Origin of the sequence: Halomonas sp. PA16-9, assembly GCF_009728585.1 — a bacterium.
Classification (GTDB): Bacteria; Pseudomonadota; Gammaproteobacteria; order Pseudomonadales; family Halomonadaceae; genus Vreelandella; species Vreelandella titanicae.
The window spans coordinates 1,445,514-1,465,293 of the sequence record NZ_CP040452.1 but is presented as its reverse complement, the minus strand read 5'-3'; the positions used below and the strand labels follow the sequence as shown (position 1 = coordinate 1,465,293).

Sequence of the window (19,780 nt, the reverse complement as noted above, 5' to 3'; positions counted from 1 at the left end):
GATTTATGGCTATTTTTTGTTATTTTATTACGTGGTGTCGGAGTATTTGGCAAAAATGACGTAGCTTCGTTCATCGCTATCATCACTGATTAGGCGAATACTACCGGCATACCTCGCATGCGGGGAAATGTCTGCTGATTTATATGGCAGTCTTTTGCTGATAAGGAGTTTCACCGATGAGCCAAGCATTATCCTACGCCGCATTCGCTGCCGATAAGCCCTTAGCACCGTTTACTTTTGATCGTCGCCAGCCGCGCCCCGATGACGTCGCCATCGAAATTCTCTACTGTGGTGTCTGCCACAGCGATCTGCATTTTGCTCGCAATGACTGGGGCATGAGCCAGTATCCCGTCGTACCTGGCCATGAGATTGTCGGACGCGTGACCTCTGTGGGCGATAAAGTATCGCGTTTTAAAGCCGGTGACCTGGTGGGTGTCGGTTGCATGGTCGATTCATGCCGTACCTGTGCTGCCTGTAAAGATGGCGTAGAGCAGTACTGCCTGGAAGGCTTCACCATGACCTACGGCAGCGAAGATCGTCAGGATGGCACCCTAACCCAGGGTGGCTACTCCGATTCCATCGTGGTGAGCGAGCACTTTGTGCTACAGATGCCTGATGGTATTGATCTGGCCTCAGCGGCGCCGATTCTATGCGCCGGTGTAACGACTTACTCACCGCTCAAGCATCACGGCGTGGGCAAAGGCCATAAAGTCGGTGTGATCGGTATGGGTGGCTTAGGCCACATGGGCGTTAAATTGGCCAAAGCGTTGGGCGCTGAAGTCACGGTGTTCACCCGTTCCGACGCCAAGGTTGAAGAAGCGAAGCGTAACGGTGCAGACCACGTGGTGGTTTCCAGCGACCAGGCACAAATGGATGCCGTGGCTGAAACCTTTGATTTCATGCTCGACACTGTACCTGTCCAACACGATCTAAACCCCTACCTAACGTCGTTGAAGTATGACGGTACCCATATCATTGTCGGCTTGTTAGAGCCTATTGAGCCTGCTATTGAAGCGTTCAATTTGGTCTTTAAGCGTCGTGTGGTTGCCGGTTCACTAATTGGTGGCATTGCGGAGACTGAAGAGCTGCTCAAGCTGTGCGCCGATCAGGGCATTACCTGTGATATCGAGATGCTCGATATCAATAACATTAACGAAGGTTTTGAGCGCATGGAAAAAGGCGATGTGCGCTATCGTTTCGTGATTGATATGGCCACGCTAAAAAACAGTGCAGCCTAAATAACGGATTGTCTAGCTGCCTATCTATCCACTCTCAGGTAGGTAGCTAGCTGGAGCAAAACAAAACGGCCCGAGTCCTGCAGAGGACTCGGGCCGTTTTTCTAGCTAGCCACTTTAGCGCCTGAGGCGTTTCAACTTCGTGGTTGGCGTGTGACTCTTGCTGCCACCACGCCGGGCAAGAGCATCAAACCTGCTAACAGCCAAGCTGGCCAGCTACCCAAGCGGGTGAAAGGCGTTAGACCCTCCATGGCGTAAAACTCACCGGTGAGCGTGGTTGTCTCAAACTGCGGCGCGCGTTCAACAATGCGCCCACTGGAATCGATAATAGCGGTAATGCCATTGCTGGTGGCGCGGATCACATAGCGTCCATTCTCTAGCGCGCGTAGGCGTGCCATCTGCAGATGCTGGTGGGGGCCAATTGAGGCGCCAAACCAGGTGTCGTTAGACACCGTCATGATGACACCGCTGTCTTGGGCTCGGCGGGCGACTAGCTGTGGGTAGATGATCTCATAGCAAATAGCGTTACCAATATGAATCCCGGTGGCCTGCATCGGTGTTTGCTCATGCTCACCTTTGGTAAAGGTCGACATGGGCAGGTCAAAAAAATCAATCGCCCCGCGGAGTACACTCTCCAGCGGCAGGTACTCACCAAAAGGCACCAGGTGTTCTTTCTGGTAGCTGCCCTCTACGTCGCCGACGCCAATCACGCTATTGAAGTAACGCTCCTGCTCGTCGCGCTGAACGATGCCGGTGAGCAGAGCGACGTCGGGCGGTAGGTTCGCTTGCACCCGCTCCAGCACCGGGCGAGCCTGGGTCTCCATCATTGGCAGCGCGGTTTCTGGCCAGATGATCAGGTCAACCTCATCGGCGACTTCGCGGGTGAGGTTGCTATAGGTATTCGCCGCCGTGCGCTGCCCTTCGGGCGTCCACTTCAGCAACTGCGGCAGGTTGCCCTGTAGCAGTGCCACGCGCGTGGGCTCGTCCACAGGCGTGGTCCACTGATGGGGGAGTGCCAAGGGAATTAGCCAAATAGACGCCAGTGGCGCAAGTGTCCACCACTGACGGCGCAGCAGTAGTTCAGCGCCAAGCGCACCGCTAAGTGCGACCAGCAGCGAGAGCAGGTAGACGCCGCCAACGGGTGCCCAGGCAGCCAGCGGCGAGTCGACGTAGCCAGAGCCCAGCAACAGCCAGGGAAAGCCGGTAAACAAGTAGGTGCGTAGCACCTCGCCCAGTACCCAGGCGCCAGCAAAGCTGATAAACGCAAGCCGGGCGGAGGTGAAGCGCCGGTAGAGCCAGAAAGTGCCGGCAAAAAACAGCGCCAGAATCGTCACAAACAGCGCTGTTAGGAAAACAGCTAGCGGTACACCGGTGTAGCCATAGTCGTGGATAGAGACATACACCCAAGAGGTGCCGCTGGCGAACAGTGCCACGCCATATAACCAGCCCTTCAGGGCCGCTTGGGAGGGGGTTAAAGTGTGCAGGCCCACATAGAGTAAGCCAATTGCCACCGGGCCAAGCCACCAAAGCTCAAAAGGGGAAGCCGTTAGGGTGGTGAAACCGCCCGCCACCAGGGCGGCAAGCAGCTGTAACAAAAACGCGGGGGGTAAACCCATAGCGATAACCTATCTACGGTAAAGTGCGAGGGAGTGGAGAGAAAACAGCGCGACAACAAGCGCCTAGGCTGGCTTGTTCTCCTGGTCATCATCCTCTTCGTCATCGCGGCGGGTGTCGCGATAGGCTTCGAGTAGACGGATGCGTCGGGTGTCGGCATTGAGAATCACAAACCGCCAGCCGCCCAGAATTGTGTGTTCACCGCGCCGCGGTAGATGGCCAAACTGCTGCATTACCAGGCCGCCAACGGTATCGAACTCATCGTCAGAGAACTCGGTGTCAAAGCGTTCGTTGAAATCTTCGATGGGGGTCAGTGCGCGAATGGCGTAGCGGCCATTCTCTATTTCGCGGATATCGTCCTCTTCATCGGTATCGTGCTCATCTTCGATGTCGCCAACGATCTGCTCAAGAATATCTTCGATGGTGATAATGCCCGCGGTGCCGCCGTATTCATCCACCACCACTGCCATGTGATTGTGGGTATCCCGAAACTCTTTGAGTAGGCTGTTTAGCCGTTTTGATTCAGGGATAAACATCGCGGGGCGCAAAATGTCATCTAACTTGAACGCATCACGCTGGGCCTGTGTCTGGGAGAGCAGGGGGAGTAAATCTTTTACCAGCAGAATGCCTTTTACATCGTCCAGATTTTCGCCAATCACCGGGTAGCGGGAGTGGCCGGTTTCCTGAATCAGTGGTAGGTAGCCGTCGCTGGTTTGATCCAGAGCGATGGCTGAGACCTGGGAGCGAGGTATTAGCACTTCACGAACCTGCTGATCGCTGATATCAAGCGCCCCTTCGATGATCATAATGGCGTCTTGATCCAGCTTTAATTTCCCTGCGGTATGGCGTAAAAACGTCATCAGCTCATCGCGTGAGCTGGGTTCGTCATTGTCTCCGGAAAGGGCGCCAAAGAGTTTCTCGAGCCAGGATTTTTGATTGGGGTTGCTCGATCGGTCTTCGCTCATGCGTCAATTCTCTCGTTTGCGGGCAGACAGTTGCTATCTCGTTGACGACATCGTTATATAAACCATGTCGTCAGGTAGCTGTTTTATCACTGAAACGGGGGATAGTACCAGATTAGTTGTTACGTGATTTAACGCACTCACCGCTAAATAATAAAGAGGTAAGGGGCTAAGCGTGTTCCCTATTGAGCGGGGGGGCTGTCAGCATACGGATCAGGAATGCTTAGCTCGGCTAACAGCTCGCGCTCAAACTGCTCCATTTCCTCGGCCTCGTGATCATCAATATGATCGTAGCCCATTAAATGCAAGATGCCATGCACGACCATATGGGCGTAGTGGTGCTCGATCGACTTGTTTTGCTCGTTGGCTTCTTTGGCCACCACGGCATGGCAAATCACCAGGTCGCCGAGTAACGGTAAATCCACACCCGGCGGGCTCTCAAAAGGGAATGACAGCACGTTGGTGGTTTTGTCTTTGCCGCGGTAATCACGGTTGAGCGTTTGGCTTTCAAGCTCATCCACAAAGCGAATAGTCACTTCAAGACGCTGATCGTCAGGGTGGTGGGCAAACACACAGCCCACCCACTGGGTGAGCTGTGGCAGGCTGGGTAGCAGTGGTTCGTCAATCGCCGCCTGACGATCAACGATGACTTCAATGGCCTCGCTCATCGCGAACTATCCCATGCGTCTTCGCGTGCCTGCATACGTGCGTCACGCTCTTGCTGGCGTGCCTCGCGGCGAGCACGCTCTTCCACTTCCTGCTGGGATTCGAACATATCGTAGGCTTCGATAATGCGCTGTACCAGCGGGTGGCGTACCACATCCTTGGCGGCAAAGTGGGTGACGCCGATGCCTTGAGTGTCTTTCAACACGTCGAGCACCTGAATCAGCCCTGAACGCTGGCCTTTGGGGAGATCGACCTGGGTCACGTCGCCGGTAATCACGGCGGTGGAGCCAAAGCCAATCCGGGTCAGGAACATTTTCATCTGCTCCGGGGTGGTGTTCTGGCTCTCATCCAGAATGATGTAGGAGTTATTGAGTGTGCGGCCACGCATATAGGCCAGCGGGGCAATCTCAATCACCTGACGCTCAATCAGTTTTGCCACCTGCTCGAAGCCAATCATTTCATACAGGGCATCGTAAAGGGGCCGCAGGTAGGGATCGATTTTCTGGGCCAGGTCGCCGGGCAAGAAGCCAAGTTTTTCACCCGCTTCCACCGCCGGGCGCACGAGCAGGATGCGGCGTACTTCCTGTTGGTTGAGTGCCTCAACCGCGGCGGCAACAGCGAGGTAGGTTTTACCGGTACCCGCAGGGCCAATGCCGAAATTGATGTCGTGTTCACGGATACTTGATACGTAGCGCTGCTGGTTGAGCCCGCGCGGTTTGATCATGGTGCGTGGGGTGCGCATGATCACTTCATCGCTGCTGCCGACGCCGTCAGCTTCCTCTTCCAGCGCTTCAAGCCCGGACTCTTGCAGGAACAGGTGCACAGTGTCGGCCTCAAGTTCGCTCGCCGCTGTTTCGCGATAGAGGTGTTCCAACACGTTCGCCGCTGCTTTGATGCGGTTGGCTGGGCCCGCCAGTTGGAACACATTGCCCCGGTTGCGCAGCGTCACATCTAGGCGGCTTTCAATCAGCTTCAAATGCTCGTCCTGCTGGCCGCAAAGGCTAGCAAGGCGCTGCGGATCATTGGGTTCAAGGCTTAAGGTGATGATGCGATTGGCCTGAGGTGTTGGCTGGCTCAAGAGTGGGGAACCCCTCGTTAGTGTGTGTATCGTTCAGCTTACTGCCCCACCAGAAGCGGGGCAATGATCTATGCTAACTGAAAGGTACTTTATACAGTACGGTGCCGAGAGCAGGTTTCCGCGAGGGCGCTGTGAACCCTTCCTTGGGCGCTACTTTTGCCATCTGACCGCCATGGATGGCGGAAATGCCGGAATTGTTGGGAACCCTTTCCGGCCCTGGCAAAAGACCCTCGCTACAACCTGTTCTCGCACTCGTTATCGGGCATTTATAAATGCGTTAAACAATCAATAGCGCTCAGGTGAGGCAAGCTCACCGCGTAGCGAATTGGGAAATGCCTCGGTGATCTCTACATCGACAAAGTAGCCGATTAGTTCGGTGGGGTTGGCAGCGCGGAAGTTAACCACTCGGTTATTCTCGGTACGCCCTGAGAGCTGGCCGGGGTCGCGGGGCGAAAAGCCGTTAACCAGTACACGCTGTGTGCTGCCGACCATGCGGCGGCTAATTTGCGCGGTTTGCTGAATGATCCGCTCCTGCAGAATCGCCAGACGCTGCTTTTTGACACTCTCCGGTGTTTCATCCGGCAGGCCAGAAGCAGGTGTGCCGGGGCGTGCGGAGTAAACGAAGCTGAACGAATGATCGAAGCCGATTTGATGAATTAAATTCATCGTCGCTTCAAAATCTTCTTCTGTTTCGCCGGGGAAGCCGATGATGAAGTCAGAAGAGAAGCTGATGTCCGGGCGGTTGGCGCGGATGCGCTCCATCTTTTCAATGTATTCGGCCGCCGTATGCCCGCGCTTCATGGCAGTAAGAATACGGTCTGAACCCGACTGTACCGGCAGGTGAAGGTGGCTCACCAGCTCAGGGATATCGGCAAAGGCGTCAACTAGGCTGTCGGTAAACTCCACCGGGTGTGAGGTGGTAAAGCGGATGCGGTCAATGCCCTCAACCGCCGCAACGCAGGCAATCAGTTCGGCCAGGTCGATTTCATCGCCAAGCTGGTTTTCACCGCGGTAGGCATTGACGTTCTGGCCCAACAGGTTGATCTCGCGCACGCCCTGGTCGGAAAGGTGAATGACTTCATCCATTACCGCCTCAAAGGGGCGCGAGACTTCTTCACCGCGGGTGTAGGGCACCACGCAGAAGGTGCAGTACTTTGAGCAACCTTCCATGATCGACACAAACGCCGTTGCGCCATCAGAAGAGGGCTTGGGCAGGTGGTCGAATTTTTCGATCTCTGGAAAGGTGACATCTACCGCCGCAATCTGATTATTGCCACGGGCATCCAGCATTGAGGGTACGCGGTGCAGGGTTTGCGGCCCGAACACCATGTCCACGTGAGGCGCGCGCTTGCGAATGGCTTCGCCTTCCTGGCTTGCCACGCAGCCGCCCACGCCAATCACCAGGTTGGGATTGGCGTCTTTAAGTTTTTTCCAGCGTCCCAGCTGATGAAAAACTTTTTCCTGCGCTTTTTCGCGAATCGAGCAGGTGTTTAACAGAATGACATCGGCTTCACGCTCATTATCAGTGAGTTCGAGCTGGTGAGATTCGCCGAGTAGATCCGCCATGCGGGAGGAGTCGTACTCGTTCATTTGGCAGCCGTGCGTTTTGATGAAGAGCTTCTTCGCCATCGGTACCTGTCATCTATGAGTCGTCGGGGGACGAGGATGAATGGAGTGTCGTCGTGCGGTCGGCAATGATGGTGCCCGAACCGCTATCGTTAGTTGGCGCATTATACGGATACAAGAAACCAGCGGCTAGCGTTCATCCATAATCGATACTTGACCCTCACGATTCTATGGGTATACTACGCACCGTGTTTGAGCAGTTCCTCGATAGCTCAGTTGGTAGAGCAAATGACTGTTAATCATTGGGTCGCAGGTTCGAGTCCTGCTCGAGGAGCCAATCAATTGCTGGAAGTTATTAGCAATTTTGGTTTCGCTTTAAACACGATAGCGTTTGAAAAGACAGCGCTTATGAAAAAATAGCTTAAGATGTTCCTCGATAGCTCAGTTGGTAGAGCAAATGACTGTTAATCATTGGGTCGCAGGTTCGAGTCCTGCTCGAGGAGCCAAGTTATCACATCAGTACTTCACAGGTACTGCGCATTAGCTAGCTGTTTAAGATATGCCGATACGGGGATATCTTCATATAACAGGTAGTGCACTGTTCCTCGATAGCTCAGTTGGTAGAGCAAATGACTGTTAATCATTGGGTCGCAGGTTCGAGTCCTGCTCGAGGAGCCATTTAATCCCCCTGTTAGTCTAAGTCTCACTGTTTCTTTAATACCCGCTGCTTAATGGCATCTGGGTGTTTTTCTGTGCCTGAATGCCGCGCATTCGCGTGGTGCTTACTGCTAACGGTTCTTGTGGCGTAAACTACACATAGTCAATCAGTCTGGGAAGTTTATGGTGGGCAAAGTGAATACACCGCAAGCCTTGCAGGTGTTTAAATGTTTAAGCGATGAGACGCGTTTGATGCTGGTGCTGCTGGTGGCTCAAGAGCAGGAGCTTTGCGTGTGCGAAATGACTTATGCGCTGCAGGAGTCCCAGCCTAAAGTATCGCGTCATTTGGCTCAGCTGCGTCAGTGTGGATTGCTGAGTGATCAGCGTGAGGGGCAGTGGGTCTATTACCGGCTTGCCCCCCAGTTGCCTGCCTGGGCTCATGAGGTGATTCGCGCGGGTGGCCAGGGCAGTGCCGCCCAGTTAGCTGCGCTGACTCGGCGCTTAACCAAAATGGGTGACCGGCCAGCCCGCCTGGCGGCGCTCTGTTGAAACCAGGGTTAAAGCCAAAACGTTAAAACCAAAACGCCGCCCCTTGCGAAGGGCGGCGTTTTTTTAACTAGCTTATTTTAACTCGGCGTACTTAGCGCTTTGCGGCTAACCGCTGAGTGTCTTGCAGGCGGGCGTAGTCGAGCAGGATTTCAGCCGATTCGAGCACATAGGCGCGATCAACAGCCAGTGCGTCATCTTCGTCGCTTTCCCCTTCACTGTCTTGGGTTGCCTCTGCGTCCTCAATTCCTTCTGTGACGCTTTCGGTGGCATCCGTACGAGCATCCATCCACTCATCCAGTTCTTCAAGGCCCAGTGCTCGGCGGCGTTGGTTTTCCAGCGAAAGCTGCTCGGCTTCCTGGGCTTCCATTTCACGCTTACGCTGCTCGCGATTTAGGCTCACGCTGGTATGCTGCTCGCGTAACTGGCGGGCCAGCGTGGACTGACGCTCTAAATAGCGGAAGTTGGCATTGTCCTGGGCGCGTGCGTCGTGCTGGGCTATCAGTTTATCCAGCATGGTTTCAGGTTCGCCATAGCGGCGATACTGGACGTTCTGAACGGTGTCCCAGGCCAGGGCATTATCCAGGCTGCTCTCACCAATCCGCTCGGGGTCAATCAGGCTGGGGAAGTCGATGTCCGGCTCAACGCCGCGGTTCTGGGTGCTGTCGCCAGAAATGCGGTAGAACTTGGCGCGAGTCAGTTTGATCTGACCATGGCTCAGCTCGTTGAGCGTCTGCACGGTGCCTTTGCCAAACGTCGGCGTGCCCAATACTAAACCGCGACCATAATCCTGAATCGCACCGGCAAAAATCTCAGAGGCAGAGGCGGAGAGGCGATTCACCAGCACCCCTAGCGGGCCGTCATAAAGTGTCCCTGCTTCGCTGTCGCCATACAGTTGAATGCGCCCCTGGGCATCGCGCACTTGTACGGTGGGGCCGCGGTCGATAAACAGGCCAATAAGCGAGTTGGCTTCCTGGAGCGCACCGCCGCCGTTGTTGCGTAGGTCAAGCACGATACCTTCCACGCCCTCTTCTTTAAGGCGTTCGACTTCTTTGGCAACATCGCGAGTAGTGCTGCGATACTCCTCTTCACCCGCTTGCCAGGCGTCAAAATCGACGTAGAACGTCGGGATGTTAATCACCCCTAAGCGGTGAGGTTCTCCATCACGCTCGACTTCAATCACTTCGCCATGGGCGGCTTGGTCTTCAAGGCTAACGGTGTCACGGGTAATCTCAACGGTTTGCGAGCGGGTCATATCCACCGCTTGGGCAGGTACCACGTCCAAGCGAACAACGGAGCCTTTGGGGCCGCGAATCAGATCCACCACGTTGTCCAGGCGCATGCCGACCACATTGACCATCTCACCCTCTTCCTGGCCTACGGCGATGATACGATCCGCTGGCTCAAGTACGCCGGCGCGCTCCGCTGGGCCGCCGGGCACAAGGCTGGAAACTTTGACATATTCACCATCGGACTGAAGTAGGGCGCCAATGCCCTCAAGGGAGAGGCTCATCTGAATATCGAAGGATTCGCCCTGGCGAGGGGAGAGGTAGCCAGTATGTGGGTCGATACTGCTAGTAACGGCTGCCATCAGTACGCCAAATACATCTTCAGACTCGGTTTGCTCCAGCCGCGTTAGTTGGCCTTCATAGCGCTGGCGCAGGTTGTCTTCAATCTGTTCGCTATCCTGATCGGTCAGGGCGAGCGTTAAGGCGTCGTTTTTAAGCCGCTTGCGCCATAGCTCGTCAAGCTCGCTTTGCCGGGATGCCCAGGGCGCCTCTTCACGATCAATTTCTAAACGCTCGTTGCTTTCAAAATCGAAATCAAGGCCTTCGTCCAGCTTTGCCAACAAAGACTCAAGGCGCGACCGTTGCCGATCACTAAAGGTGTTATAGAGATCAAACGCATCATCCAACTCACCATTGAAAAGAGCGTCTGCCATGCCCGTCTCTAAGTGACGATAGGGCTCGATATCACTGCGCAGCAGGTAGGCGCGCTGGCCGTCCAGAATATCCAAATAGCGTTGGAAAGCATCCTGCGACCACGCTTCATCAAATGTAATATCAGCATAATGGCCGTAGCGGAGCGAGTCCGCAATTTCCACTGCCGCCTGGCGTTGTTCGTCGGTCGGCTCAAGTTGCGCCAAGGCGGCTGGGCTGGTAACAACCAGCATGACAGCCAGGGCGACCGAACGCGAAAGCGTTGCAAACAAGCTCATCAGTCAAGCTCTCCCGGATTTGTGTACACTCATTCTTCCCTAGACTCGCATATGACCCATGAGTTGCGTAGGTCGAAGGGGTATTGTAGCAGGTCGCCTGCGCGATGAGACTCAATCATTACTGTTATGAGGATTTCCATGTCCGAGACTTTCAACGCTGATCGTTTAACGCGGTTATGCGATTTTCTGCGCCAATCACCGACCCCGTGGCACGCTGCAGGCAATATGGCTGAGCGATTGGAGCAAGCTGGTTTTCAGCGGCTGGAAGAGAAGGCCAATTGGCAGCTAACCCCGGGCAAGCGCTACTATGTCACCCGTAATGATTCGGCGATTATTGCTTTTCAGTTGCCTGAGTCTGAAGTGACGGCGTTGCGTATGATCGGTGCCCACACCGATAGCCCTGGGCTGCATCTAAAGCCTAACGCCACGCAGTGCTCTGCAGGCTGGCTACAGTTGGGAGTGCAGGTGTATGGCGGTGTTTTGTTGGCGCCGTGGTTTGACCGTGACCTGGGGCTGGCAGGGCGTGTGCATGTGCGCCATGCCGATGGTCGCTTGGAAAGCGTATTGCTTAATGTCGATCAGGCAATTGCCATGGTGCCGAGCCTGGCGATTCACCTGGATCGTGATGTCAACGCAGGACGGCCGATTAACCCGCAGACGCAAATGGCGCCAGTATTGATGCAGAGCGATACGGCTACGCTAGGCGAGCTAGTGGCGCAGTGGTTAGAAGAGCAGCACGGCCTGCGTGCAGTGGAAGTAGTGGACTTTGAATTAGGCTTTTACGATGTTCAGCCACCGTCCCTGGTCGGTGTTAAGCAAGAACTGGTGGCCAGCGCCCGGTTGGATAACTTGCTCTCCTGCTTCATCGGTTTAGAGGCACTCTTGGCTTGCGATGGCAGTCAAGGCGCTTTGTTGGTGGCCAACGATCACGAGGAAGTCGGCAGTGCCAGTGCCTGTGGTGCCCAAGGCCCATTCTTGGCGGATGTGCTAAAGCGCATTAATGGCCAGGTGGGCAAGGGAGACGACGAGTCGCTGATTCAACTGATTCAGTCGTCGCTGATGATTTCTTGCGATAATGCCCACGCACTGCATCCTAACTTTCGCGACAAGCACGATGAGCGCCATGGTCCAGCGATTAATGGTGGCCCGGTCATCAAGGTGAACTCCAGCCAGCGTTACGCCACCAATAGTGTCACTGGTGCGCTGTTTCGCGATGTCTGTCGTGAGGCTGACGTACCCGTGCAGTCGTTTGTTACCCGGGCGGATATGGGCTGTGGCAGTACGATTGGCCCGATTACCGCCACCGAGCTGGGTGTGCCCACTATTGATGTGGGGGTGCCTCAATGGGCGATGCATTCGATTCGGGAAACCGCGGGTACTAAAGATGTCGAGTATCTAACCCGCGCCCTAACGCTATTTCTAAACCGTCCTGCGTTAAGCTAGTCCAAGCAAATAGCTGAATTTTGCTTAGCAATAACAGCTTTGCAACACAAAAAAGCCCGCTAAATAAAATTAGCGGGCTTTTAATATGCTTGGTGGCTACGCCCTGATTTGAACAGGGGACCCCATCATTATGAGTGATGTGCTCTAACCAGCTGAGCTACGTAGCCTTTCAACGGGGGCGAATGATACTGATAACCCCGCCTTCAGTCAATGTTTTATTGCTGGTCGTATGGGTGTTGCCGCTTACACATTAAAGCGGAAGTGCACCACATCGCCATCTTTGACAATGTACTCTTTGCCTTCCAGGCGCCATTTCCCGGCGTCTTTGGCTGCCTGCTCACCGCCTAGCGATACGAAGTCCTCATAGGCAACCACTTCAGCACGGATAAAGCCTTTTTGGAAGTCGGTGTGAATCACGCCAGCGGCTTCGGGGGCTGTGGCACCTTCTTTCACTGTCCAGGCGCGCACTTCTTTAACACCGGCAGTGAAGTAGGTTTGCAGACCCAGCAGTGAGTAGCCCGCGCGAATGACACGATCAAGGCCTGGTTCATCCATGCCCATCTCACTTAAGAACATCGAGCGCTCTTCATCATCCAGCTCGGCAATTTCGGCTTCCAGCTGATTGCAAACAGGCACCACAAGCGCGCCTTCTTCAGCGGCGATTTCGTTAACAATATCCAGGTAAGGATTGTTCTCAAAACCATCTTCATTGACGTTAGCGATGTACATAGTTGGCTTCAGAGTCAAAAAGCCGAAGCTCTTCACCTGGCGCTGCTCTTCCTCGCTTAAGCCAAAGCTGCGTAGCGGTAAGCCTTCCGCAACGTGGGGCTGAATACGATCAAGAATCGTCTTAGTGGCAATGGCCTCTTTATCACCGCCTTTCACCGAACGAACCAGACGCTGGCTGGCTTTTTCGACAGTATCCAGGTCGGCCAGCGCCAGCTCTAAATTGATCGTTTCGATATCGGCGCGCGGGTCGACCTGGTTGGCTACGTGGATAACGTTGTCGTTATCGAAGCAGCGCACCACATGGGCAATCGCCTGGGTTTCACGAATGTTAGCCAGAAACTTGTTGCCTAAGCCCTCACCTTTGGAGGCCCCGGCGACCAAGCCAGCAATGTCGACGAACTCCATGGTGGTCGGCAGTACTTTTTGCGGCTTGACGATCTCGGCGAGCTTATCAAGGCGCGGATCCGGCATCGGCACGATACCCACGTTCGGCTCAATGGTACAGAAGGGGAAGTTTTCTGCATCGATGCCTGATTTGGTCAGTGCATTGAATAGTGTGGACTTGCCGACGTTAGGCAGGCCGACGATGCCGCAATTGAAACCCATAAAATGTTCCTGAGAATAAGGTGGTAGGGCGTAAAAGTAATCGCCATTCTACGAGATGCGCTAGCCATCAGCTACCGGCGTAACTTAACAGCTTTTGGCGGCGTCTATGCTGGCTTGAGGCTGTGCAGCTGGTTCATGGCTTTGGCCCAGTCTCCCGCGAGTGCTAGCGGTAGGGTGGTGACACACTCGTCCATGGCGCGAACAATGGCCTCGTGTTCGGCCTTGCCGGGACGCCCCAGTACATAATTAGTGACTTGGCGCGCCTCGCCGGGGTGACCAATGCCAATTCGTACCCGGTGAAACTGCTTCTGGCCGCCTAGTGCGCTAATAATATCGCGCAGGCCATTGTGGCCTCCATGCCCGCCACCGGTTTTGTAGCGTGCTTGGCCGGGGGGGAGGTCGAGCTCGTCGTGGGCGACCAGTAGGTTTTCAGGGGCAAGTTTGAAAAACTGGCACAAGGCTGCCACCGCGGCGCCACTGCGATTCATAAAGGTGGCAGGGTTGAGCAGGTGCAGTTCATGGTCGCCTAGGCGTACCTTGGCGTAGTGGCCGAAAAATTTCTTTTCCGGTCGTAGCTCTGCATGGGCGCTCTGCGCAATAGCCTCTACCAGCCAGAAACCGGCGTTATGGCGCGTGGCTTCATATTCCGCTCCGGGGTTGCCTAATCCAATAATGGCTGTTACCTGGCTCATCTTCCCACCTCGCACAAAATATTCAGAAGACCAAAACTATCCAGAAGACTAAAACAATCCAGAAAACATGGTTGACGCCGCGCCAGCGACGGCCCTAAAAAAAATCAAGCGCCGAGGCGCTTGATTCTAACATCGTGTCAGCATCACAAGGGCCATGCAGGCATGGCCCCCATAAGATGCTTAACGGGATACTTACTCGGCGCTGCTGTCTTCTTCGCCTTCGCTTTCACCATCTTCATCTTCTGCATCAGCACGCACTTTTACTTTCGTGATGCTGAGTACTGCATTGTCGTGCTCTTCACCGTGGGACAGGTCAACTGAGGTGACGCCGGCCGGTAGGGTAAGGTCAGACAGGTGCAGTGTCGTGCCAAGCTCAACGGCAGCGATGTCGACTTCGATAAAGTCAGGCAGGTCTTTCGGCAAGCAGCTGATCGCCACTTCGTTGGCCAGTACGTGCAGTTCGCCGCCTTGGTCTTTGATACCGACACACTTCTCTTCGCCCGTCACGTGCAGTGGCACGTTGATGGTGATTTCGTGAGTCGCATCAACGCGCAGGAAGTCGGCGTGGGTCAGCAGCGGCTTGAAAGGGTGACGCTGCAGGTCACGAACAACGACTTGCTCTTCTTTACCTTCGATCATCAGTTTGATGACGGAAGAGAAGAAAGACTCATCTTCAATCGCTTTGTAGAAAGCGGTTTTTTCAACAGCGATGGACTGCGCACCTTTTTCGCCACCGTATACAACGGCCGGCACTTGCTGGTTCGCACGACGCAGGCGGCGGCTCGCACCTTTCCCCAGGTCGTTACGAACGCTGGCTTTCAGGATAAAATCAGACATGGAATTGCCTCTTAGTTTAAGTAAGGAAGACGCCGCCGACCGCGACCAGACGACGACGTTTCCGTGGCCCCAAAAGGGGGCTGTATCGTCAGCGGATTAGTGGAACATCGCGCTGACAGATTCTTCGTTGCTGACCCGGCGAATCGCTTCTGCGATCAGTCCAGCAACGCTCAACTGGCGAATTTTTCCGCTACGACGGGCAACGTCAGATAGCGGGATGGTGTCGGTCACCACCACTTCATCCAGTACGGAGTTGGTAATATTATCGACCGCATGGCCGGACAGGATCGGGTGTGTCGCATAGGCCACCACGCGCTTGGCGCCGTGATCTTTTAACGCTTCACCGGCTTTACACAGCGTGCCTGCGGTGTCGATCATGTCGTCGACTACGACACAGGTGCGGCCCTCAATCTCGCCGATGATATGCATCACCTGGGCCTGGTTGGCCTGAGGGCGACGCTTATCGATAATGGCGAGATCGGCATTCAGCTGTTTGGCGATGGCACGGGCGCGAACAACGCCGCCCACGTCAGGGGAAACAACGACGAGGTCGCTGTAATTCTGACGCTCGATATCATCCAGCAGAATGGGAGAGCCGTAGACGTTGTCGACAGGAACATCAAAGAAGCCCTGGATCTGATCAGCATGTAGATCCATGGTCATCACGCGGTCAACGCCTGCTTTAACCATCATGTCCGCCACTACTTTGGCGGAAATCGGTACCCGTGCGGAGCGCACGCGGCGATCCTGGCGAGCATAACCAAAGTAGGGAAGTACTGCCGTGATGCGAGTTGCCGAGGCGCGACGCAGTGCGTCGACCATCAGGATCAACTCCATCAGATTGTCGTTTGTCGGTGCACAGGTGGATTGTAGAATGAAGACATCCTTACCGCGCACGTTCTCATTGATCTCGACTGCGATTTCGCCGTCGCTGAATTGACCCACCGTAGCGTTACCCATACGGCTGTCTAAGCTCTCGGCAATTTTTTGAGCGAGTGCGGGATTGGCGTTCCCGGCGAAAACCATCAATTTTGACACGCGCAGCCACCTTTGCAGTGTTGGGGATCAGGGGAAAAAACGCAGGCCATTGTTGGGTTGGCTGGGGTACCAGGATTCGAACCTGGGAATGCCGATACCAAAAACCGGTGCCTTACCACTTGGCGATACCCCAGCAATAACCTAACGCACTGACCGGGCGCTTTTAGCTGCCCAGAGCGGAACTATAAATAGCCCAGAGCATCATGTAGGGGAGAGGTGTTGAGTCCGCGTGCTACCCATGCCGGCCAATGTTGTCCCGCTAATTGCGCGATTGCTTGTGCCGATTGCTGTGTATCGAAAGCAGCAAATAGACAAGCCCCCGTGCCGGTCAACCGACTAGGTGCGTGCTGTGCAAGCCAGTTCAGGGCTTCCGCAATTGGCGGATAGCGTTCCTTTACCACGGCCTCACAGTCATTGCGCCACTCCGGCGCCCCCCTGCAGTGCGCGCGCCATAGTAATGGGGCGGCTGTCACGTGTCAATTGCGGGTCTTGGAAGACGCCTGACGTAGACACACTAATACCCGGGTGAATAATCACAAACCAAGGGGTATCAAGCGTCACCGGGGTAAGCCGTTCGCCAACGCCTTCGCCCCAGGCGCTATGGCCATGTACGAATACCGGCACATCGGCCCCCAGCTGAAGCCCCAGGCGAGCTAGTTCGACTAATGGTAGATTGAGCTGCCAGAGGTGGTTGAGCCCCACTAATGCGGTGGCTGCGTTGGAACTGCCACCCCCTAAACCGCCTCCCATCGGCAACTGCTTATCGATCGTAAGCGTAGCGCCTAGTGCAGTGCCGCTATGCTGTTGCAATAACCGTGCGGCGCGTACGATCAAATTGTCATCGTGGCTAACGCCGCTAACCTCACTGGTTAACTGAATTTCCCCGTCATCGCGGGGGGCCAACGTAAGGTGGTCGCACAGGTCGATAAACTGAAATAGCGTTTGCAGTGCGTGGTAGCCGTCTTCACGACGGCCCACTATATGCAGCATGCGGTTAAGCTTGGCCGGCGCGGGAAGCGTTAATGGCGCGTTCATTGAAACGGTTACCTTTACTCTTCGCTAGCTTGCCACTGGTTGACGACCAGCGTAATACGCACATCATCGTAGTGCATGACCATGCGCCGTGGCAGCCATAAATCGTCGACTTTCTCCCAGTCGCGGTAGTCGATTTCCCAGCCGTCTTGGGTAAGATGGCTAGGAAAGCCCAGTTCGTCGGTTTCTAGCTGATAACTGCCGGTATTGTCATTATCAGGATCACCGGGCAGGCCGCGCACCCAGTTGGGCATAGCGGTGACGGGGAGTGACCAGCCCAACTGCTCTTCCATAAGCGCTTCTGGGGTTTCTGCCTCAAAGCGGCCGTCGCTATTGGAGAGGGAGAAACGTCCCTCGCGCCCCTCAAGCACGTTGCGTCCGCCGCCAAAGGGCCCGCTGATCAGCATACGGAAATAGTAGGGGGTTTGATTCCAGTCCAGGTTGGCGCTGACGTTCTCTTCTGGGGTGCGCAATCCTGCCTTGCCGACCAGCGTCCAGGTATCGAATGCTTCTACATCGGCCTGCTGGCGTTCCCACTGACCTGCCTGGCGGCCACTTTCATCTATGGGAGCCTGGGAGGCACAGCCGGCGAGCAAGAGAAGCGCGAAGCCGGCAAGCCAGAGGCGCGAAGTGTGACGTGTCAATGGCCAGCGGGGCGAGGGGGACGTCAGTGTCAACATAAACAGGCTCCATGTCAGGTGGTTATAGCGCAAGGGTAACATGATGGGGGCGCTTAAAATGGGGTTCGCAGGGTTAGGGTGCCTCTGGCGGCGTTAGTTCAGGACTTATTTAAGGACTGAGCTCAGGGCTTAGCTCAGGATAACGCTCGAGTAGCCCGTCGATCAGTGGGTGTTGGTTCGTCCGCTGCATGATTTGCTGGATCAACTGGCGCGCTTCTTCATCACGCCCCAGTGCATTTAGCACTTCGGCCAGATGCGCAGCGACCTCCTGGTCAGGTAGCTGCATATAGGCGCTTTCAAGCCAGGGCAGCGCTTCTTCAGGTTCGCCAAGGCGGAAGTAGACCCAGCCCATGCTATCGAGCACGGCAGGGTTGTCCGGATCAGCCTCGTAGGCACGCTCAATCAGCTCAAACGCCTCTTGCAAGCGCCCTGGCAAGTTAAGGTCGGCCAGTGTGTAGCCCAGCGCATTGAGCGCTTCGGCATTGTCTGGGTCGGTGCGCAGTATCTGACGCAAATCCTGCTCCATGCCCGCGATGTCGCCTGCTTCCCAACGCCGCATGGCACGCATATAAAGCAGCGATGCGTCATCAGGTGTACGGCTAATTTCGCGGTCTAATAGCGCATCAGCGTCCGCAGGTTGATTTATTTCGTCCAGCAACTGGACTTCGAGCATCACCAATTCAGTAAAGTAATTATCAAAGCGCATCCGTTCAATGCGTAGGAAGGCGCGAGCATCCAGCAGACGATCTTCCTCAATCAGCATTTGCGCGGCCGCCGCGCGAGCGGGCAAAAATTCACTGCCCTCGCTGACTTGGCGATAATAGAGCAGCGCATTATCGATATCGCCTTGCTCTTGGGTGATGGCGCCAAGTAGGTAATAGGCTAAATCTGGCACGTTAGGTTGGCCAATCAGCGGCTGCAGCAAGCGTTGCGCGGGTTCGGGGTGCCCCTCTTCCAGATAAAGCTGGGCTAGCGATAAGCGCAGATCTTCATTGCCTGCATGGCTCTCTAGCAGAGCGTTGGTTTGCACTTCAGCCGCGCTAATATTGTTAAGGCGGATTTCTGCTTGAGCCAGTAGCAGGATAAACCGCACATCGTCAGGGGCGAGTTCAAGGCCCTGTTGGGCAGCGCGTTGAGCGGCCGGGTAATCCTCAACCTCCAGTGCCAAGCGAGCTTTCACCAACCATAACGCAGCAGATTCGGGGTCGAGCAACTCGACTTGATCAAGCCGCCGCTGGGCAAGCGTTGTATCACCCAGGGCAGCCTCAATCAGTGCCGTGCCCAACAGTACATCGCTGTGATGGGGCAGTTGGTCAGTGTTTGGGCGGGCTAAATGCTCACGCAGCTGCTGGGCGATCAACGTTAATGGTGCCTCTTCAGCCACCGCGATCTCTGCAAAGGCGGTGATATCGCCATGGCCGCCAGCTTCAGCAATCGCAATGCGCTGTTCAAGGCTGTCGAGCCAATCACCACGCTGCAGTGAAAAGGCCGCCAGCAGACGATTGGGTGCTTCTGCCTGGGGGGCAAGCTCTCGCCAGCGAAGTGCCGAGGCTTCGACTAATGAAGCTTCATCGCCAAAGCGGGCCGCGAAGGTGGCGCGTTCAGCAAGCGCTGGCTCGCGATAGCGCTTAGCCGCTTCCAGGTAGCCCTGGCTCGCGTAGCGATAGTCGCCACGCTGGCCAGCAAGCTCAGCGCCCAGCAGCGTACTGAGCCCCGCGGCATCCAGCCCGCGGGTTATTGGCGGCGCATTGCGCATTGGGTCATCGGCCCAGGTGCCGAGGTGGCTATCCTGAGGGCTGGGCGTAGATTGGCAGGCGCTCAGCAGCAGAGCAGCAGAAGCGGCCAAAGGTAATCGCATCGAATGCCGGAACATAGCGCTCACTAGTGAGAAGCCCGAACAGGTAGAGCCCTTTAAACCAGGGCCCAATAAAGAAAAGCGAGGTCGCATGCGTCTCTCGATTAAGTGGCCAGATGCCCAGCATAGCGGCTTGCCTGCCTGCGGCAAAGTGGTGTGGGCCAGATGATAGCCTGCTGTGATAGAATGTTCCTCCTTGAAAAAGTGGTCAGCAAACTTTATGCCTACTTATTAAAGACCATTGTAGGCAGCTTACAGATATTTGTAGGCAGCGCCGAACCACGCTAAAGACTTGTTTTAGCAAGCCCTAATTGACGGTGCAGCCG

The 19,780-nt window shown here is 55.4% G+C and carries 15 protein-coding genes, 5 tRNA genes and 1 pseudogene; 6 read left to right on the top strand and 15 right to left on the bottom strand.

Features of this window, described 5'->3' with window-relative positions; all coding sequences use genetic code 11:
• Positions 1–176: 176 nt before the first annotated feature.
• Positions 177–1,238: an NAD(P)-dependent alcohol dehydrogenase gene (locus FDY98_RS23180; RefSeq protein ID WP_009288229.1), complete on the top strand. Its 1,062-nt coding sequence runs from the start codon at positions 177–179 to the stop codon at positions 1,236–1,238.
• 131 nt (positions 1,239–1,369) lie between these two features.
• Here FDY98_RS23180 and lnt read toward each other — a convergent pair whose 3' ends face one another.
• The 5 genes from lnt to miaB all read right to left on the bottom strand — a co-directional run bounded on the left by lnt (position 1,370) and on the right by miaB (position 7,184).
• Positions 1,370–2,851: an apolipoprotein N-acyltransferase gene (lnt, locus tag FDY98_RS23175; protein WP_027960049.1), complete on the bottom strand. Its 1,482-nt coding sequence runs from the start codon at positions 2,849–2,851 to the stop codon at positions 1,370–1,372.
• Positions 2,852–2,914: 63 nt separating this feature from the next.
• Positions 2,915–3,814: an HlyC/CorC family transporter gene (locus FDY98_RS23170; protein WP_009288231.1), complete on the bottom strand. Its 900-nt coding sequence runs from the start codon at positions 3,812–3,814 to the stop codon at positions 2,915–2,917.
• A gap of 179 nt (positions 3,815–3,993) precedes the next feature.
• Positions 3,994–4,479 carry an rRNA maturation RNase YbeY gene (gene ybeY / locus FDY98_RS23165; RefSeq protein WP_009288232.1) on the bottom strand — a complete coding sequence of 162 codons (486 nt, stop codon included), beginning with the start codon at positions 4,477–4,479 and terminating at the stop codon, positions 3,994–3,996.
• The gene (locus FDY98_RS23160) at positions 4,476–5,555 is read right to left on the bottom strand and encodes a PhoH family protein (RefSeq protein WP_009288233.1); all 1,080 of its coding nucleotides are present in this window, start codon (positions 5,553–5,555) and stop codon (positions 4,476–4,478) included. Before FDY98_RS23160 ends, ybeY begins: the two co-directional genes overlap by 4 nt.
• A gap of 285 nt (positions 5,556–5,840) precedes the next feature.
• Entirely contained in the window at positions 5,841–7,184 is a 1,344-nt protein-coding gene (miaB, locus tag FDY98_RS23155) for a tRNA (N6-isopentenyl adenosine(37)-C2)-methylthiotransferase MiaB (protein ID WP_009288234.1), read from the bottom strand.
• A gap of 198 nt (positions 7,185–7,382) precedes the next feature.
• Here miaB and FDY98_RS23150 point away from each other — a divergent pair.
• The 4 genes from FDY98_RS23150 (at position 7,383) to FDY98_RS23135 (ending at position 8,327) form a co-directional block, all read left to right on the top strand.
• Positions 7,383–7,458, top strand: a tRNA-Asn gene (locus FDY98_RS23150).
• A gap of 93 nt (positions 7,459–7,551) precedes the next feature.
• Positions 7,552–7,627: transfer RNA gene (locus FDY98_RS23145), tRNA-Asn, on the top strand.
• Between the two features lie 96 nt (positions 7,628–7,723).
• Positions 7,724–7,799: transfer RNA gene (locus tag FDY98_RS23140), tRNA-Asn, on the top strand.
• Between the two features lie 162 nt (positions 7,800–7,961).
• Positions 7,962–8,327: a metalloregulator ArsR/SmtB family transcription factor gene (locus tag FDY98_RS23135; RefSeq protein ID WP_022522558.1), complete on the top strand. Its 366-nt coding sequence runs from the start codon at positions 7,962–7,964 to the stop codon at positions 8,325–8,327.
• Positions 8,328–8,418: 91 nt separating this feature from the next.
• On the opposite strand, the gene FDY98_RS23130 is transcribed toward FDY98_RS23135, so the two are convergent.
• Entirely contained in the window at positions 8,419–10,542 is a 2,124-nt protein-coding gene (locus FDY98_RS23130; protein WP_027960050.1) for a carboxy terminal-processing peptidase, read from the bottom strand.
• Between the two features lie 138 nt (positions 10,543–10,680).
• Between FDY98_RS23130 and FDY98_RS23125 the strand changes: the two genes are divergently transcribed.
• Positions 10,681–11,985 carry a M18 family aminopeptidase gene (locus FDY98_RS23125; protein ID WP_027960051.1) on the top strand — a complete coding sequence of 435 codons (1,305 nt, stop codon included), beginning with the start codon at positions 10,681–10,683 and terminating at the stop codon, positions 11,983–11,985.
• Between the two features lie 90 nt (positions 11,986–12,075).
• Here the strand turns inward: FDY98_RS23125 and FDY98_RS23120 are convergent.
• From FDY98_RS23120 to FDY98_RS23080, 9 genes and pseudogenes are all read right to left on the bottom strand, one after another.
• Positions 12,076–12,152 (bottom strand) — tRNA-Met (locus FDY98_RS23120).
• Between the two features lie 76 nt (positions 12,153–12,228).
• A complete protein-coding gene (gene ychF / locus FDY98_RS23115) occupies positions 12,229–13,320 on the bottom strand; it encodes a redox-regulated ATPase YchF (RefSeq protein WP_027960052.1) in 1,092 nt (363 codons plus the stop codon).
• 104 nt (positions 13,321–13,424) lie between these two features.
• Positions 13,425–14,012 (bottom strand): aminoacyl-tRNA hydrolase, encoded by a 588-nt coding sequence (gene pth, locus FDY98_RS23110; protein WP_022522562.1) that lies wholly within the window; start codon positions 14,010–14,012, stop codon positions 13,425–13,427.
• A 192-nt stretch (positions 14,013–14,204) separates the two neighbouring features.
• Positions 14,205–14,849, bottom strand: coding sequence for a 50S ribosomal protein L25/general stress protein Ctc (locus tag FDY98_RS23105; RefSeq protein WP_009287568.1), 645 nt, complete (start codon positions 14,847–14,849; stop codon positions 14,205–14,207).
• Positions 14,850–14,945: 96 nt separating this feature from the next.
• Positions 14,946–15,887, bottom strand: coding sequence for a ribose-phosphate diphosphokinase (locus tag FDY98_RS23100; protein ID WP_196518294.1), 942 nt, complete (start codon positions 15,885–15,887; stop codon positions 14,946–14,948).
• Between the two features lie 58 nt (positions 15,888–15,945).
• Positions 15,946–16,020: transfer RNA gene (locus FDY98_RS23095), tRNA-Gln, on the bottom strand.
• Positions 16,021–16,069: 49 nt separating this feature from the next.
• Positions 16,070–16,922 (bottom strand): annotated as a pseudogene (gene ispE, locus FDY98_RS23090) (4-(cytidine 5'-diphospho)-2-C-methyl-D-erythritol kinase).
• Positions 16,923–16,936: 14 nt separating this feature from the next.
• A complete protein-coding gene (gene lolB / locus FDY98_RS23085) occupies positions 16,937–17,599 on the bottom strand; it encodes a lipoprotein insertase outer membrane protein LolB (protein ID WP_027960053.1) in 663 nt (220 codons plus the stop codon).
• Between the two features lie 109 nt (positions 17,600–17,708).
• Positions 17,709–19,547: a tetratricopeptide repeat protein gene (locus FDY98_RS23080; protein WP_081742647.1), complete on the bottom strand. Its 1,839-nt coding sequence runs from the start codon at positions 19,545–19,547 to the stop codon at positions 17,709–17,711.
• Positions 19,548–19,780: the final 233 nt, after the last annotated feature.